This window comes from Gordonia hydrophobica NBRC 16057, from assembly GCF_001592365.1.
Taxonomy (GTDB): Bacteria; Actinomycetota; Actinomycetes; order Mycobacteriales; family Mycobacteriaceae; genus Gordonia; species Gordonia hydrophobica.
Window position 1 is genome coordinate 1 of the sequence record NZ_BCWU01000013.1, and the last position, 14,677, is coordinate 14,677.

At 67.7% G+C, this 14,677-nt stretch carries 16 protein-coding genes and 1 pseudogene; 10 read left to right on the forward strand and 7 right to left on the reverse strand.

Features of this window, described 5'->3' with window-relative positions; all coding sequences use genetic code 11:
* A partial coding sequence (locus tag GH2_RS18065; RefSeq protein WP_280513293.1) for an acyl-CoA dehydrogenase family protein occupies positions 1-663 on the forward strand: 663 nt, incomplete at its 5' end.
* On the forward strand, positions 660-1,766 hold the full coding sequence (locus tag GH2_RS18070; RefSeq protein WP_066171370.1) for a CaiB/BaiF CoA transferase family protein: 1,107 nt from the start codon (positions 660-662) through the stop codon (positions 1,764-1,766). The genes GH2_RS18065 and GH2_RS18070, both read left to right, overlap by 4 nt.
* A 114-nt stretch (positions 1,767-1,880) precedes the next feature.
* On the opposite strand, the gene GH2_RS18075 is transcribed toward GH2_RS18070, so the two are convergent.
* A complete protein-coding gene (locus tag GH2_RS18075) occupies positions 1,881-2,342 on the reverse strand; it encodes a winged helix-turn-helix transcriptional regulator (protein WP_066171669.1) in 462 nt (153 codons plus the stop codon).
* 104 nt (positions 2,343-2,446) lie between these two features.
* Between GH2_RS18075 and GH2_RS18080 the strand changes: the two genes are divergently transcribed.
* From GH2_RS18080 to GH2_RS18090, 4 genes and pseudogenes are all read left to right on the forward strand, one after another.
* Positions 2,447-2,863, forward strand: coding sequence for a PaaI family thioesterase (locus tag GH2_RS18080; RefSeq protein ID WP_066171373.1), 417 nt, complete (start codon positions 2,447-2,449; stop codon positions 2,861-2,863).
* A gap of 33 nt (positions 2,864-2,896) precedes the next feature.
* Positions 2,897-3,490, forward strand: a pseudogene (locus tag GH2_RS22045) (cysteine hydrolase family protein); the annotation flags it as partial.
* A gap of 27 nt (positions 3,491-3,517) precedes the next feature.
* The gene (locus GH2_RS22050; protein WP_239588957.1) at positions 3,518-4,084 is read left to right on the forward strand and encodes a TIGR03086 family metal-binding protein; all 567 of its coding nucleotides are present in this window, start codon (positions 3,518-3,520) and stop codon (positions 4,082-4,084) included.
* Between the two features lie 16 nt (positions 4,085-4,100).
* Positions 4,101-4,871, forward strand: coding sequence for a substrate-binding domain-containing protein (locus GH2_RS18090; protein WP_066171379.1), 771 nt, complete (start codon positions 4,101-4,103; stop codon positions 4,869-4,871).
* Positions 4,872-4,876: 5 nt separating this feature from the next.
* On the opposite strand, the gene GH2_RS18095 is transcribed toward GH2_RS18090, so the two are convergent.
* Positions 4,877-6,292 carry a serine/threonine-protein kinase gene (locus GH2_RS18095; protein ID WP_066171382.1) on the reverse strand — a complete coding sequence of 472 codons (1,416 nt, stop codon included), beginning with the start codon at positions 6,290-6,292 and terminating at the stop codon, positions 4,877-4,879.
* 114 nt (positions 6,293-6,406) lie between these two features.
* Here GH2_RS18095 and GH2_RS18100 point away from each other — a divergent pair, with 114 nt between their 5' ends.
* The 3 genes from GH2_RS18100 (at position 6,407) to GH2_RS18105 (ending at position 8,073) form a co-directional block, all read left to right on the forward strand.
* Positions 6,407-7,288 (forward strand): D-isomer specific 2-hydroxyacid dehydrogenase family protein, encoded by an 882-nt coding sequence (locus tag GH2_RS18100; protein ID WP_066171672.1) that lies wholly within the window; start codon positions 6,407-6,409, stop codon positions 7,286-7,288.
* Between the two features lie 139 nt (positions 7,289-7,427).
* Positions 7,428-7,595: a hypothetical protein gene (locus GH2_RS21695; RefSeq protein ID WP_157086142.1), complete on the forward strand. Its 168-nt coding sequence runs from the start codon at positions 7,428-7,430 to the stop codon at positions 7,593-7,595.
* Positions 7,596-7,608: 13 nt separating this feature from the next.
* A complete protein-coding gene (locus GH2_RS18105; RefSeq protein WP_066171385.1) occupies positions 7,609-8,073 on the forward strand; it encodes a Fic family protein in 465 nt (154 codons plus the stop codon).
* A 203-nt stretch (positions 8,074-8,276) separates the two neighbouring features.
* Here the strand turns inward: GH2_RS18105 and GH2_RS18110 are convergent, their stop codons facing one another.
* The 3 genes from GH2_RS18110 to GH2_RS18120 are packed head-to-tail and all read right to left on the reverse strand — an operon-like array spanning position 8,277 to position 11,388.
* Entirely contained in the window at positions 8,277-9,875 is a 1,599-nt protein-coding gene (locus tag GH2_RS18110) for an FUSC family protein (protein WP_066171388.1), read from the reverse strand.
* Positions 9,872-10,483, reverse strand: coding sequence for a class I SAM-dependent methyltransferase (locus GH2_RS18115; RefSeq protein WP_066171391.1), 612 nt, complete (start codon positions 10,481-10,483; stop codon positions 9,872-9,874). The genes GH2_RS18110 and GH2_RS18115 overlap by 4 nt, the downstream gene beginning before the upstream one ends.
* Before the next feature lie 5 nt (positions 10,484-10,488).
* Positions 10,489-11,388, reverse strand: coding sequence for a LysR family transcriptional regulator (locus GH2_RS18120; RefSeq protein ID WP_066171394.1), 900 nt, complete (start codon positions 11,386-11,388; stop codon positions 10,489-10,491).
* Positions 11,389-11,518: 130 nt separating this feature from the next.
* Here GH2_RS18120 and GH2_RS18125 point away from each other — a divergent pair, with 130 nt between their 5' ends.
* Positions 11,519-12,547 carry a YeiH family protein gene (locus GH2_RS18125; protein WP_066171397.1) on the forward strand — a complete coding sequence of 343 codons (1,029 nt, stop codon included), beginning with the start codon at positions 11,519-11,521 and terminating at the stop codon, positions 12,545-12,547.
* A gap of 66 nt (positions 12,548-12,613) precedes the next feature.
* Here the strand turns inward: GH2_RS18125 and GH2_RS18130 are convergent, their stop codons facing one another.
* Entirely contained in the window at positions 12,614-13,033 is a 420-nt protein-coding gene (locus GH2_RS18130; protein WP_066171400.1) for a DUF779 domain-containing protein, read from the reverse strand.
* An 11-nt stretch (positions 13,034-13,044) separates the two neighbouring features.
* The gene (gene exaC, locus GH2_RS18135) at positions 13,045-14,568 is read right to left on the reverse strand and encodes an acetaldehyde dehydrogenase ExaC (RefSeq protein ID WP_066171403.1); all 1,524 of its coding nucleotides are present in this window, start codon (positions 14,566-14,568) and stop codon (positions 13,045-13,047) included.
* Positions 14,569-14,677 lie beyond the last annotated feature (109 nt).

The window sequence follows — 14,677 nt, forward strand, 5'->3', positions numbered from 1 at the left end:
GATGTGGCGGTGGTGTGGGCCAACACCGATCTGGAGGAGGGGGCGCGCGGGATTCGCGGGTTCGTCGTGCCGACGGATACGCCGGGGTTCTCGGCGCCGGAGATTCACGCCAAGATGTCGTTGCGGGCGTCGGTGACCTCGGAGTTGGTGTTGCAGGATTTGCGGTTGCCGGAGTCGGCGATGCTGCCGAAGGCGGCGGGGCTGCGGGGGCCGTTGAGCTGTTTGAACGAGGCGCGGTTCGGCATCATCTTCGGTGCGATCGGTGCGGCGCGTGATTGTTTGGAGACGGCGGTGGATTATGCGGCGACGCGGTTGGTGTTCGATAAGCCGTTGGCGTCGTATCAGCTGACGCAGGCCAAGCTGGCCGATATGGCGTTGGAGGTGGGCAAGGGTCACCTGCTGGCATACCAGCTCGGCCGTCGTAAGGATGCCGGTGAGGTGGAGCCGGCTCAGGTGAGTTTGGGCAAGCTGAACAACACGCGTGAGGCGATCAAGATCGCTCGTGAGTGCCGCACGATTCTCGGTGCCAACGGCATCACATTGGAGTACCCGGTCATCCGGCACGCCAACAACCTCGAGTCTGTTCTGACATATGAGGGCACGTCGGAGGTTCACCAGTTGCAGATCGGCCGTGCGCTGACCGGCGAATCCGCCTTCCGGTGAGCGGCGCCCTCGAGGGGCTGGTGATCGCCGACTTCGGTCGAGTGCTCGCCGGCCCGTATGCGACCATGCTGCTCGCCGACCTCGGCGCCGAGGTGATCAAGATCGAGCGGCCCGGCATGGGCGACGACACGCGGTCGTGGGGGCCGCCGTTCGCCGGTGACCAGGCCACCTACTTCCAAGCGGTGAACCGCAACAAGGACTCGGTGGCCTGGGATCTGCGGGACGCCGACGATCTGGTTCAGGCTCGCGCCCTCGCCTCCCGCGCCGACGTAGTGGTCGAGAACTTTCTGCCCGGCACGATGGATCGGCTCGGACTCGGGTACGACGACATCGCCGCCGCGAACCCCGGCGTGGTCTACTGCTCGATCACCGGGTTCGGCGGACACAACGACCTTCCGGGATACGACCTCCTGGTGCAGGCCGTCGGCGGGTTGATGAGCATCACCGGATCGTCGCCCGATGAGCCGACCAAGGTCGGAGTGGCGTTGGTCGACATCGTCACCGGCCTGCATGCCGGCCTGGGGATCCTGGCCGCGCTGCGCCACCGTGACCGGACGGGAGAGGGGCAACGGGTCGAGGTGAACCTGCTGTCGTCGCTGCTGTCGGCTCTCGCGAACCAGGCGTCCGGGTACGTCGGCGCAGGCGTGGTGCCGCGGGCGATGGGCAACCGGCACCCCAGCATCGCGCCGTACGAACTGGTGCCCACCGCCGACCGCGACCTCGCCCTGGCCGTCGGCAACGACCGCCAGTTCGGTTCGCTCGTCGCCGAGCTCGGGGCCGCCGAATTGGCGGACGATCCGCGTTTCGCGACGAACACCGAACGAGTGGCCAACCGGGAGGTGCTGCTGAGCACGTTGACCGAACTGCTCGCCGCAGACACCGCGGATGGCTGGTTCGCCAGACTCACGGCCGTGGGCGTCCCGTGCGGTCCGGTCAACGACATCGGTGAGGCGTTCGCGCTGGCGGAGCGACTGGGTTTGAACCCGGTCGCGCAGATCGACGACCCGCGCCGCGACGGCCCGGTCGCGACCGTCGCCAATCCGATCCGGCTCTCCGCGACGCCGCCGACCTACCGGTCCGCGCCGCCGCGGCTGGGCGAGTAGGCGCTGCCGCACCACTTCTCGTCGTCTCGCACCACTTCCAGTTCCCGCTCTTCGTCGCGACCAAGTGCGGGAGCCACAAGTGGTGCGACTCGGCGGGAAGTGGTGCGGCCTGGTTCAGCGCAGTCTCGCACCCGGGCCAGGACTGGCGCGCACGTCGCGCTGCTGCACGACGTGCCCCTCGTCGCACACGACGGCCGCGCGGACCGGCGCGCCGCAGCCCCGGTGGTGTATCTCGATGGCCGGGCCGTCTGCGCTGGGGCGATGCGCGTCGCCCCAGCGCAGCATGGAGACGAAGATCGGTTGCAGGTCCAGACCCGCGTCGGTGAGCCGGTACTCCTTGCGCCGGCGACTCCCCGGCTCCTGATACTCGCGGGAGACGAGAATCCCGTGTGCGACCAGCTTGCGCAGTCGATCCGAGAGCACGGAGTCGGAGACACCGGTGTGCTCTTTGATCTGGTCGAATCGGCGGACGCCGTTGAAGATCTCGCGCAGCACGATGCCGCTCCAGCGGTCGCCGATCACCTCGATGGTGCGCTGGACCGAGCAGTTGTCGGTGTCGTAGGCGAGCCAATCCATGGCCTGATCGTATCTGACTTCTGTATTGACAGTCAGCGAGTCGACCATCTAACTTTTGAATTAGAAGTCAGTAGGACTGACCAGAGACCACGAGGAGACGGACCATGGCCGACACTGCGAGCATTCCCAAAACCGAGAGCGAGTTCCTGGCGACGCTGGGATTCGAGATCACCGAGGCCACGGGCACGGCCCTCACCGGGTACATCGACCTGAACGAACGTCACTTCACGCCGTGGGGCGTCGTGCACGGCGGCGTGTACGCGACGATCGTCGAGACGGCGGGCAGCATCGCAGGCAGCCTCGCCGTCGCCGATCGCGGTCAGTTCGCCGTCGGACTGAACAATTCCACCGATTTCCTGCGCGCCTCGACCGGCTGCCGGGCGCGGGTGGTCGCCGAGCCGATCATTCAGGGTCGCACCCAGCAACTGTGGCTGGTCGAGATCACTGACGAGGGCACCGGCAAGGACCTCGCGCGAGGTCAACTGCGCCTGCAGAACGTCGCCCTGCCGAAACAGGACTGACGCCGGATCGACGCCTGTGCGACCATCGGTGTCGTGGTCGACTATCTGGTCCCGGACTGGGCCAACGCGGCATTGCTGATCATCGACGTGCAGAACGACTTCGTCGGTGGTCCCGCAGCGGTCGCCGGGACCCGCGAGGTGATCCCGGCGATCGCCGACACCGCCGCCGAATTCCGCAGGCTCGGTCGTCCGATCGTCCACGTGGTGCGGTCGTACCGGCCCGGTGAGAGCGACGTCGACCTGTTGCGGCGGACTGCGATCGAAGCGGGCGACGCCGTCGTCGCGCCGGGAACTCCAGGCGCCGAGATCCCGATCGAGCTGCTGCCCGGCGACGTCGAGTACGACTGGGACTCGCTGCGTTTCGGTGCCGTCCAGGAGATCGGCGACACCGAGTTCATCCTCTATAAGCCGCGGTGGTCGGCGTTCTTCCGCACGCCGCTCGACTCACTCCTCGGCGATCACGACGTCACCACCGTGGTCGTCGTCGGATGCAATCTGCCGAACTGCCCGCGGGCGAGTCTCACCGAGGCCTCCGAACTGGACTACCGCACCGTGCTCGTCACGGATGCGACGTCGCAGGCCACCGCAGAGCGGGTCGCCGACCTCGGCCTCATCGGCGTGCAGATGCGGACATCGGCGCAGACGGTGCAGGCGATGGCGGCGGAGGAACTGCTCGGCGAGGCCGAGTCGCTGTGGGTGTCGGGGCTGGAGTCGCTCGACGATGACTCTCCCGTCGACCTCGACGTTCCCAGCGGATGCGGAGACTGGACGATCCGGGAACTCGTCGACCACGTCGCAGGCGGCGGCGAACGGTATCGGATTCTGCTCGACGGCGGCAGTGCCGAGGACACGGCGGCCACCCGCGGCCTCGATTACGTTGGCGACGATCCGATCGGAACGTTCTGGGAACACGAGCATCGGTTGCGGGAGTCCGCTGAACGCGTCGACCTGTCGAGGCTGGTCGACCACCGCGCGGGCAAGCGCAGCGGAGCCGAGCTGATGGTGCTGCGGATCCTGGAGTTGACCGTCCACAGCAAGGACCTCGCGGACGCGTTGGGGACGCCGTGGCGTCCCGGCGACGAGCTGACCGACTTCCTGCTGCGCGAAGCGGCGGAGGTGGTGGATCAGATGCGGGACCTCGGCCACATCGGTCCGGTGATGCCGACTGGGTCCGAGGCGGCCGCCGCCGACCGGCTCCTCGCCTTCGTCGGTCGTGCCTGACCGATACGCTGACCCGATGTCCTCCGATTCCCAGCCGACGGCTCCCGAGCACCCCGCCGAGCCCACGCGCTTCCGGCTGGCCTACGTCCCCGGCGTCATGCCCGCGAAATGGGTCCGGAAGTGGGAGGAACGCTTCACCGACATCCGCCTCGACCTCACGTCGTGCTCCGTCGCCGACAGCGCTGTGCTCGTGCGGAACCGCGGTGCCGACGCGGTCGTCACCCGGATGCCGCGAGCGCTCGACCTGGGCGATCCCGGGCCGCACCACGTGATCGAGTTGTACGAGGAGACGACGGTGGTCGTCGTCCCGAAGGATCACTACCTCACGCTCGCCGACGACCTCAGCGTCGACGACCTCGCCGACGAGAAGTTTCTCCTGCCCCTCGACGACGTCCTCGACTGGGCGATGCCGCCCGGCACCGTTCTGGAGCATCGTCCCGAGACGGTCGCCGCCGCCGTCGAACTCGTCGCCGCAGGCATGGGCCTGGTGGCCGTGCCGCAGTCGCTCGCACGTTTGCATCATCGCCGCGATCTGGTCTACCGGCCGCTGCGCGATGCCCCGACCAGCCGCGTGGTCCTGCTGTGGCCGTCGCCCACCACCGACCTGGCCGACGAGTTCGTCGGGATCGTCCGCGGTCGGCGCGCGGGCTCATCCCGCGGTCGCGATCAGCAGCAGCCGAAGCGGACCGCAAAGGAGAAGGCGGCGGCGAAGCGCGCCAACCGGGAGGCCGCGGGCAAGGTTCCGGGCAAGAACTTCGGCAAGGGCGCGCGGCGCGGGAGACGGTAGGGCTCTCAGTAGTCGCGCCAGACCAGCGATCCATCGGAATCGGCCTGGCAGGTCGCGATGCTGTCGGTCTGAGCGATCCGCGCCCGCGCACCGGGTTCACTGCATGCGGACCCGCGTTCGACCGCAGGACGAGATTGATGGGTGAGATCAGTCCATGCGCCGTTCATCGCACTGCAGTAGAGCGTGCCCGACGAATTGTGCTGGTTGAACTGATCGGGCCCGCACGGCTGGCCTTCGTACGGTTCCGGCGTGGTCGGAACCGTCGCAGTGACAGGCTCCTCGGTCGGGGTGGTCTCCACTACCTCCGCCTCCACTGCCTCCGTGGGTGTCGGAGTGGGACTGGTTGTCGTCCGCGTGATCGTGGTGGTCCGCTGCGGAGTCGACGAGGCCGCAACCGGCACGGCCGAATCGTTCTTGCCGGAGAGGTAGACCACGCTGCCGGCGATCGCGATCGCGCCGAAGACACAGGCGGCCGTCAGCAACGAGAGCCACAGCGTGCGGTGAGAGCGAGGTTCTTTCGCTCGTTGCTGCGTCGGCGCCTTCAGCGTCTGCGCATACGAGAACGAGGCGGGCGCGACGCCGTTCATCGCGTCCGACAGTGCGGAGACGAATTCGGCGCAGGTCTGATAGCGGTCGTCTGGGTTCTTGGCGAGGACTCGAGCGAATACCGGATCCAACGCAGCGGGCAGTGACGGCAAGACCTGCGAGACGGCGGGCGCCGGGTGGTTCAGATGCCCGGACATCAGTGACGTCATCGACTTCCCGATAAACGGCGCCTGGCCAGTGATGAGGTGAAAGGCGGTGCAGCCGAGCGAGTAGATGTCCGACCGGTTGTCGACGACGTCGCCCTCGATCGCCTCCGGGCTGATGTACGCCATGGTCCCGACAGTCACTCCGGTCGACGTCAGCGAGGTGGCCTCCTCGGCGGCCTTGGCGATCCCGAAATCGGCCAACTTCACCGCTTCGACGACGGGCTCGTCGGCACTCGTGTCGAGCGTGACCAAGAGGTTCGCGGGCTTCACGTCACGGTGCGTGATCTGCTGTTTGCGCCACGCGTGGTCGAGCGCGGATCCGGCGCCCTCAACGAGCGTGAGTGCCAGCGGCAACGGCAGCGGTCCGTTCGACTCGACGAGTTGCCCGGCATCGGTTCCCTCGACGAACTCCATCGTTATCCACAGTCGGTCGTCGTACTCGCCACGGTCGTACAGGGTGACGATGTTCGGGTGCGACAGCTGTGCCAGCAGGTCGGCCTCTCGTTGGAACCGGGCCTTGAAGTCGTCGTTGCGAGACACGCCCGTATCGAGCAGCTTCAGTGCATCGCGACGCGGCAGACGGGGGTGCTCCACCAGGAACACCTGACCCATGCCGCCTGCGCCGAGCTGCCTCATGACTCGGTACCCGGCGATCTCGGTGATGCTCATGAACTGCCCGTTCCTCTTGAACCGAATGTTGGAGACAGTGTTTCACGGGTGGTGGCGGCACTAGCCTGGGGATCGGACAGCTTAGGAGGCGCAGTGAAGATCGCGATCGAACCCATGCCGGACGACGCCCTTGTCGAGGCGGTGACGAATGCGGGGAGCGTCGTCGTTCCGACGGCCGATGCGGATGCGTTGGTCTGGATCGGCGGGCCGGCCGGTTTTCCACCGCTGCCCGACACGGTCCGCTGGGTGGCGCTCGCGACGGCGGGCATCGAGAAGTTCGTCGCCGCCGGAGTCTTCGACGACCGTCGGCTGTGGACCAACGCTTCCGGGTTCTATGCGGCGGGCGTCGCCGAACACGCCCTCGCTCTGCTCTTGGCGGGCCTGCGGCAGATCAACACCGCAGTGCTCGACCACTGGGCCAAAGAGCGGATCGACCCCGCGGTCCGGACCCTGCGCGGTGCGACCGTCGCAATCGTCGGCGCAGGTGGGATCGGCCGCGAGTTGACGCCGCTGCTGACTGCGTGCGGCGCGCGGGTGATCGCGGTGAATCGGAGCGGGCGCAGTGTTCCCGGTGCAGATCAGACCTTGCCCGCCGATCGCACCGACGAGGTGTGGGCGCTCGCCGATCACGTGGTCCTGGCGGCTCCCGCCACCGCAGAGACGCAGCACCTCATCAACAGCGACACTCTCGCGAAACTGCATCCGCACACCTGGATCGTGAACGTGGCGCGCGGCCCGCTGATCGATCAGACTGCACTGCATCGCGCGCTGGTCGACGGCACGATCGCGGGTGCGGCGCTCGACGTGACCGATCCGGAACCGCTGCCGCTCGACGATCCGCTGTGGTCGCTGCCGAACGTCATCATCACGCCGCACGTCGCGAACCCGGCGTCCGGTCTGACCCGCGAGATGGCGCCGTTCCTCGCAGAGAACATCCGACGATTCGAGGCGGGGGAGGAGTTGCTCGCCGTCGTGACTCCGGGTGCCGGGTATTAGCTGGTGCGTGTCTCAGAAGCAGTGACTGAGGGTGGCACTCAGAGATGGAGTGCCAGGCAGTCTCTGCACTCTTTGAGGTGAACGATCGTGCCGGGGTAGTCTTTTGGGCAGTAGACAATGCTCATCGAGAGGAGCTGCCATGACCACTGAATTGCTGCAACGTATCGCTGCTTGGCGCAGCCTCAGTGATGATGAGCAGGTTCGACAGCTACGACAGCGTGTGGTCAGTGAAGTCGTCGGCAACATGCGCATGGAAGGGCAACCTGTCTCGGAAGCGTGGGAGGTTCGTGCGCGACTAAGCGCATGATCTTGAGTTCGCAGTGACTGAACCGGAATCGACGCGCACGTTCGACACGCTTCAGGGCGAAGTTACGTATGACCGGCTCAATGATCTGATCGCTGACCCGTACCGTGTGACGTTGGACGAAGTTTTGGATGGTAGCTTCGATGACCAGCCGCTTTCGGTGGATTTGCTGCGCGAATTGCACCGTCGGTTTGTCGAACCAGTCATGCCGGGGCTCGCGGGGGTCTGGCGTTCTGAACGAGTCGCAGTCGGCTACCACGAGCCGCCGCACGTCCATCCATTCAAGGATTTCAACGGGCGGACCGTCCGACTATTCTGCTGGTTCGTAGCGGTGCGGCACTTCAAGCTCCCCGTGGGGCATACCTGGGTGGAGGCCGGTACTCCCGAAGACACTGCCTACAGAGCTGCGCTAAGGGAATTCGACGACCACCGAAACCCCATTCCAATGAAGGACTTTTGGATCGCGAACCGACTGCAGTAAGACAGTTGGTTGCTCGTGATCTACTACGTCGGCCGCGGCATCGCGCTTGCGGTACTGCCGTTGCTCCTCAGTGCGGACACGACGCCGGGCATCTGGGTGTTCATCCTGTTCTACGGACTGGGTCGCGACCCGGCATTCTTCACCGCGGCCGCACTCTGCGTCCTGGCCGCCGGGTTGTGTCGGGTGGTACCGAGAGCGCGGGTTCAGCCGTCCGTCGCACTCACCCGCGACGAGAGTTCGGCGAGCGCCTCGCCGCGGACCAGCGTGTCCGGTCCAGCCCGCCAGCAGGCGGACAACGTGTCATAGCCGACGGCTCGGACCGCGGCATGGCGAGGCCAGTAGTCACGCGCCCAGGCGGGCTCGTCGTTCGCGCTGTCGGTGGCGGCGAGCTCGGACTCCAGCAGCTGCCACTGCAGATCGCGGCGTCGAGCACGCATCGTCGGCGTGGACGGCACCTGATCGGCCGCGGTCTGCAGCACCTCGACGCAGGCGGTGCGCGCCGCGTCGTCCGCGGCACGGAGCGTGCGACGGTGGATCCGGGCGAACATCAGCGATGCCATCGCGACCGCCAATCCCACCCCCAGCACGGTCTCGGCGGCGCGGGATCCCATCTGCTCGAGCAGCGGACGGTCCGGGGCGCCCATCAGGAGTGCGAGGGGCGTGATGAAGGTGACCGCCAGCGCATAGTTGGTCGTCACCGTCAGCTCGATCATGACGTTCAGCACGGCGAGCACGATGATCAACGCGACGGTGTGCAGATCGAGCGCGTGCAGGACGGCGAAGATCGCGAGCCCGATGAACGTGCCCACCACCCGCTGCGCTCCGCGCACCGCACCGCGGACTCGGTCCGGGCCCATCTGGAGAACCAGCACCGCGCCGAGGATCGCCCAGTCGGGCCGACCCAGGCCCGCGACCACGGAGATGCCGCCTGCCAGGAGTGCGGCGATCGTCGCGCGCATCGCGGTGACCGCCGGATGGCTGTCGAGTCGCGCGGCGGACCGCAACCGATAGCCGATGCCGGGGCGCGGCAACGGAGCGATGAACTCGTCCGACGCGGCGTCGTGCACCTGATTGTGCGACCGCCACAGTCGGTGCGCGAGTTCGCTGTCGGTCTGCGAGGCGTCGTGCAGCACCGACCACGCGGTCAGCGTCGACGCGGCGACACCGTGCCTGCGCGACGGCTCGCGATTGTCGGCGAGGAACTGTTCGATCTCCGCCAGCGCGGCCTCGGTGATGGCGGTCTCCGGCCCGCGCGGGCGCCACAGCGCGGGGGCTATGCTGACGACGAGCGAGGCCACCGCACCTGCGGCGGTGTAGATCACCAGGAGCCCGACGGAGAGCCCGGCGCGTCCGACGAGGACGGCGACGCCGCCGGCCAGGACCAGGAAGAACGGACCGGGCGGGCCGAGGCGCAGGGCGTTGACGACGAACACGCCGACGGCGGCCAGCGCGCCCAACGCGGCGACCGACACCAGTTCGCGCGGCACGGAGGCGTCGGGGCCCACCCAGTGCCCGAGGAGACCGAAGACGGCGACGACGAGGATCAGCAGCACACCCGCGGTCGAGATGGTCTTCCAGCGGATGCGATAGGGGCGGCGTTCGCCGAACAGCACGGCGAAACTGCCGAGTGCGGCGAGCACCGCATTGCTCCGTGCGTCGCAGGCCAGCAGGATCAAGGCGGGGATCAGAAACGCGAGTCCGGCGCGCATCGCGGGCGCCCACCGCCCGCGCACCGACGGGCGTCCCAGCAGCAGAGCCGAGACCGACGGGCGCGCGGGTGGGACGAGCGGATCGTTGCTCATCGGCGCGCCACCAGATGCACCTCGGGAAAACGGTGGTCGGCGTCCGGTCGACTGACGGTCCGCCAGAGTTCCTGGAAACCCGCTGTCGTCACGGCCTCGGCGAGGGCCTGCGGATGCCAGCGCCACGCCTTCGCGACAGTGTGGTCGAACTCGTGGACGCCGGGCTCGTCGGACGATTGCGCGGCGACGAGCAGCGTCGCGCCGATCGGCAGGCGGTTCGCCCACTCGGCGAGGATCTCGCGGACTCGCGCCGGCGGCACGTGAATCAGACTGAAGCGGGCGACGATCCCGCGCACTGCGCCGAGATCGAGTCCGTTCAGCGCCGCGTCGCCGTGGCTCACCGACAGGTGCGGGTACTTGTCACGGGCGATCGCCGCCATGCCCGTGCTCGGCTCCACCCCGCGGACCGTCAGTCCGCGGTCGGCGAGGTGAGCGGCGACGCCGCCGGTGCCGCACCCCACGTCGATCACGAGTGCGGAATGATCCGATGCTGCGACGGCGTCGGCGAAGGCGTCGACGACGCGACGTTCCAGCGGGGTCGTGAACGGGTCGGGAAACGTCCGGTCGTACAGATCGGCGAGGGCGTCGTACCCGGGCTGTGTCGTCACGGGATCTATTGTGCCGAGCGGCGGGCGATTCGGACGAGTTCGGCGGCCGGACCCTGCAGCGTTCGCGGCGGCCGCCACACGGCGCGCAGTTCACGTCGCAGGTTCAGACCGTCGACGTGGACCACGCGCAGTTCGCCGCTCCGCGCCGACTCGGCGACGGCGAGCGTGCTGAGAACGGCCGGACCGACGCCGCCTGCGACGGCGGTGCGGATGGCGGCGCTGCTGCCGAGTTCGAGAACGGGCGTGGCGCGTTCCAGGTCGCCGAGGGCGTTCTCGAGCGTGGTGCGGGTGCCTGATCCGGGTTCGCGTTCCAGCAGCGGTGTGGCAGCGAGTTCGGCGACGTCGATCGGGCGGCGGCGCCGTGCCCACTTGTGTCCCGGTGGGACGATCACGACCAGTTGATCGCGTGCGACCACCGCGCTGTGCAGGCCGCGCGGCACCGTGGGGCTCTCGACGAAGCCGACGTCGCAGGTTCCGGCCGACACGGTCTCGAAGACCTCGGTGGAGTTGCGCATCCGCAGGTGCACGGTGGTGCCCGCGTGCTCGGAACGGAAGGTGCCGAGCCAGAGCGGCATCAGATGTTCGGCGACGGTCATCGACGCGTCGACGGTGATCTCGGCGGCGGTGTCACCGTGCAGGCCTGCCGCGACCGTCAGCATCTCCTGCCCGCTCTCGACGATTCGGCGCGCGAAGTGCACCAACACGGTGCCGTCGGGGGTCAGGCGGGAGCCGGTCGTCACGCGTTCGAGCAGTCGGACGCCGAGTTGGCGTTCCAGGCGACCGATGGCGCGCGACGCGTTCGGTTGCGCGGTCCCGAGTGCGCGGGCGGCCGCGCTGAGGCTGCCATGGTCGTCGACGCCGACGAGCAGCTGCAGCGCACCGAGGTCGAGCGATCGGAGGTCCACTTCGCGAGATTACCCCGTCCGCACTTGTGGTCAGATCAGAACGTCGGTTCGCACGGATATATCCGAATGATATGTCCCCATGTCGGATGTCCGGGTTCTGATCGGGGGTGATCGCGGCGAACCTTGATGCATGACCCAATCGCTGAAGCGCAGGACCCACTCGGACGGCGAGTCGCCGGCTCGCCGCCGGCTCGGTGGCATCGCGCCCGGCCTCGCCGTCTGCGGAGCCATCGCGCTCACCGCGACCGGCATCAACTACCTGGCGCCCGCCGTCAGCCCGCTCCTTCTGGCGATCGTCATCGCGGCGGTCGTCGCGAACCTCGTCCCCGTTCCCGCAGTCTGCGGTCCTGGAGTCACGTTCTCGGCCAAGGTGCTGCTGCGTATCGGCGTCGCACTTCTCGGCTTGCAGCTGGTGCTCGGTGATGTTCTCGGTCTCGGATTCGGCGTGCTGCTGGTGGTCGTCGCGATCGTCGTCGGCGGCATCACCGCTGGTCTGCTGATCGGCAAGGCTCTCGGCATCCCCTATGCGCGGCGATTGTTGATCTCCTGCGGCATGTCGATCTGTGGCGCGGCCGCGGTCGCCGGTGTTGAGGGCGTGACCAAGGCGGATGAGGAGGACACCGCCACCGCTGTCGGCACCGTCGTCCTCTTCGGCACCCTGATGATCCCGGTGATCCCGCTCGCCTCGAATGCGATGGGGCTGTCGGAGGAGACCGCGGGGATGTGGGCCGGCGGCTCGATCCACGAGGTGGCTCAGGTGGTCGCCGCGGGCGGCATGATCGGCACCTCCGCGCTGACCCTCGCGGTGGTCGTGAAACTGGCTCGCGTGATGATGTTGGCGCCGATCGTCACCGTGCTCAGCATCCGGCAGCGTCGGCTCACCGGCGATGCGGGCAAGCGTCCCCCGATCGTTCCGATGTTCGTCATCGGGTTCATCGCCTGCGCGATCCTGCGCTCGGTCGGCATCCTTCCCGACGGGATCATCTCCGCGGGCAAGGTGGCACAGACGGTCCTCCTGACGGTCGCGATGTCCGCCCTTGGGCTCGGTGTCCGACTGCAGGTGATGCGCCGCGTGGGCTGGCGCCCGTTTGTTCAGGCCGCAGCCACCACGGCCGTGGTCGCGGGCATCGCCCTCGGCGGTGTGCTGATCGCCGGCTGACACAGCGAAAAGATCTCGGCTCCCGAACCGCCCTCACAGGGTGGTTCGGGAGCCGAGATCTTTCGGTCAGTCGAAGTCCGCGCCGACCTTCGGTGGCGAGGCGTCGAGCACCTTGGCCTCCTGGTCGGTGAAGACCCGGGAGCGAGACAGGAACCGCACGCCTTCGGGAGCTTCGAGGGAGAACCCGGCGCCACGGCCGGGAACCACGTCGAGGATCAGTTGCGTGTGCTTCCACACTTCGTACTGGTCGCCGTTGATCCAGATGCGCACCGCAGGCAGCGGGTCGGGCAGTCCGACCTCACCGAGGAGCACATCGCGCTGCCCGATCCGGTACTCGCCGACCGGGTAGCACATGGGAGCGGAGCCGTCGCAGCAGCCGCCCGACTGATGGATCATGAGCCCGCCGTGAAGCTCCGACAGCTTGGTCAGGAGCTCCACGGCGGAGTCTTCGGCAACCACGCGAGCGACGGTGCCTTGGTCAGTCATCGCACGCCGGCTTAGAAGAAGCCTTTGGCGCTCTGGGCGTAGCCCACGAGCAGGTTCTTGGTCTGCTGGTAGTGGCTGAGCATCATCAGGTGGTTCTCGCGACCGACACCGGACTGCTTGTAGCCGCCGAACGCTGCGTGCGCCGGGTAGTCGTGGTAGGTGTTCGTCCACACACGACCGGCCTGGATGTCGCGACCGGCGCGGTAGGCGACGGCGCCGTTGCGGCTCCAGACACCGGCACCGAGACCGTAGAGGGTGTCGTTGGCGATGGAGAGTGCGTCGTCGTAGTCGGTGAACGACGTGGTCGCCAGCACCGGTCCGAAGATCTCCTCCTGGAAGATGCGCATGTTGTTGGTGCCGTCGAAGACGGTCGGCTGGATGTAGAAGCCGCCGGAGAGGTCGCCGCCGAGGTCGGCGGGCTCACCGCCGGTCAGCACCTTGGCGCCCTCCTGCTTACCGATCTCCAGGTACGACTTGATCTTCTCCCACTGGTCGCTGCTGGCCTGCGCACCCATCATGGTTTCGGTGTCGAGCGGGTTGCCCTGCTTGATCGCGGCGACGCGGGCGACGGCGCGCTCGAGGAACTCGTCGTAGATGCTGCCCTGGACCAGTGCGCGGCTCGGGCAGGTGCAGACCTCGCCCTGGTTGAGCGCGAACATCGAGAAGCCTTCGAGTGCGCGGTCGAGGAAGCCGTCGTCGCTGGCCATGACGTCCTCGAAGAAGACGTTGGGGCTCTTGCCGCCGAGCTCCAGGGTGACCGGGATCAGGTTCTCCGACGCGTACTGCATGATCAGGCGGCCGGTGGTGGTCTCACCGGTGAACGCGATCTTGCGGATGCGGTTGCTCGACGCGAGCGGCTTGCCCGCCTCGACGCCGAAGCCGTTGACGATGTTGAGGACGCCGTCGGGGAGCAGGTCGCCGATGAGGCTGATCAGGTACAGGATCGACGCCGGGGTCTGCTCGGCGGGCTTCATCACGATCGCGTTGCCCGCGGCGAGAGCGGGGGCCAGCTTCCAGGTGGCCATGAGGATCGGGAAGTTCCACGGGATGATCTGGCCGACGACACCCAGCGGCTCGTGGAAGTGGTAGGCGACGGTGTCCTTGTCGATTTCGGAGATGCCGCCCTCTTGCGCACGGATGGCGCCGGCGAAGTAGCGGAAGTGGTCGATCGCGAGGGGGATGTCGGCGGCGAGGGTCTCGCGGACGGCCTTGCCGTTCTCCCAGCTCTCGGCGACCGCGATCTTCTCGAGGTTCTCCTCCATGCGATCGGCGATCTTGTTCAGTACCGCGGCGCGCTCGGCGACGGAGGTCTTGCCCCAGGCGGGGGCGGCGGCGTGGGCGGCGTCGAGGGCGAGGTCGATGTCCTCGTGGGTCGAGCGGGCGACCTCGCAGAAGGTCTTGCCGTCGATCGGCGACGGGTTCTCGAAGTACTGGCCCTTGACCGGGGCGGTCCACTTGCCGCCGATCCAGTTGTCGTAGCGGGACTGGTAGCTCATCAGCGAGCCGTCGGCTCCGGGCTTGGCGAAGACAGTCATGGTGCGCTCCTTTGCGAGTTCACTTCAATCGGTGAGGTGAATCACACACTAGGGTAAGCGTGGTTGCAGTCACGTTGCATCGGAACTGCGGGGCCTGTCTGCGCCGGTC

What these genes read in the sequence shown, in the direction of transcription:
- GH2_RS18125 (WP_066171397.1), top strand. Translation starts at nt 11,519, where the DNA reads ATGACCCAATCGCTGAAGCGCAGGACCCACTCGGACGGCGAGTCGCCG.
- GH2_RS18100 (WP_066171672.1), top strand. Translation starts at nt 6,407, where the DNA reads ATGCCGGACGACGCCCTTGTCGAGGCGGTGACGAATGCGGGGAGCGTC.
- GH2_RS18075 (WP_066171669.1), bottom strand. Translation starts at nt 2,342, where the DNA reads ATGGATTGGCTCGCCTACGACACCGACAACTGCTCGGTCCAGCGCACC.
- GH2_RS22050 (WP_239588957.1), top strand. Translation starts at nt 3,518, where the DNA reads ATGGCGGCGGAGGAACTGCTCGGCGAGGCCGAGTCGCTGTGGGTGTCG.
- GH2_RS21695 (WP_157086142.1), top strand. Translation starts at nt 7,428, where the DNA reads ATGACCACTGAATTGCTGCAACGTATCGCTGCTTGGCGCAGCCTCAGT.
- GH2_RS18080 (WP_066171373.1), top strand. Translation starts at nt 2,447, where the DNA reads ATGGCCGACACTGCGAGCATTCCCAAAACCGAGAGCGAGTTCCTGGCG.
- GH2_RS18095 (WP_066171382.1), bottom strand. Translation starts at nt 6,292, where the DNA reads ATGAGCATCACCGAGATCGCCGGGTACCGAGTCATGAGGCAGCTCGGC.
- GH2_RS18090 (WP_066171379.1), top strand. Translation starts at nt 4,101, where the DNA reads ATGTCCTCCGATTCCCAGCCGACGGCTCCCGAGCACCCCGCCGAGCCC.
- GH2_RS18130 (WP_066171400.1), bottom strand. Translation starts at nt 13,033, where the DNA reads ATGACTGACCAAGGCACCGTCGCTCGCGTGGTTGCCGAAGACTCCGCC.
- exaC (WP_066171403.1), bottom strand. Translation starts at nt 14,568, where the DNA reads ATGACTGTCTTCGCCAAGCCCGGAGCCGACGGCTCGCTGATGAGCTAC.
- GH2_RS18110 (WP_066171388.1), bottom strand. Translation starts at nt 9,875, where the DNA reads ATGAGCAACGATCCGCTCGTCCCACCCGCGCGCCCGTCGGTCTCGGCT.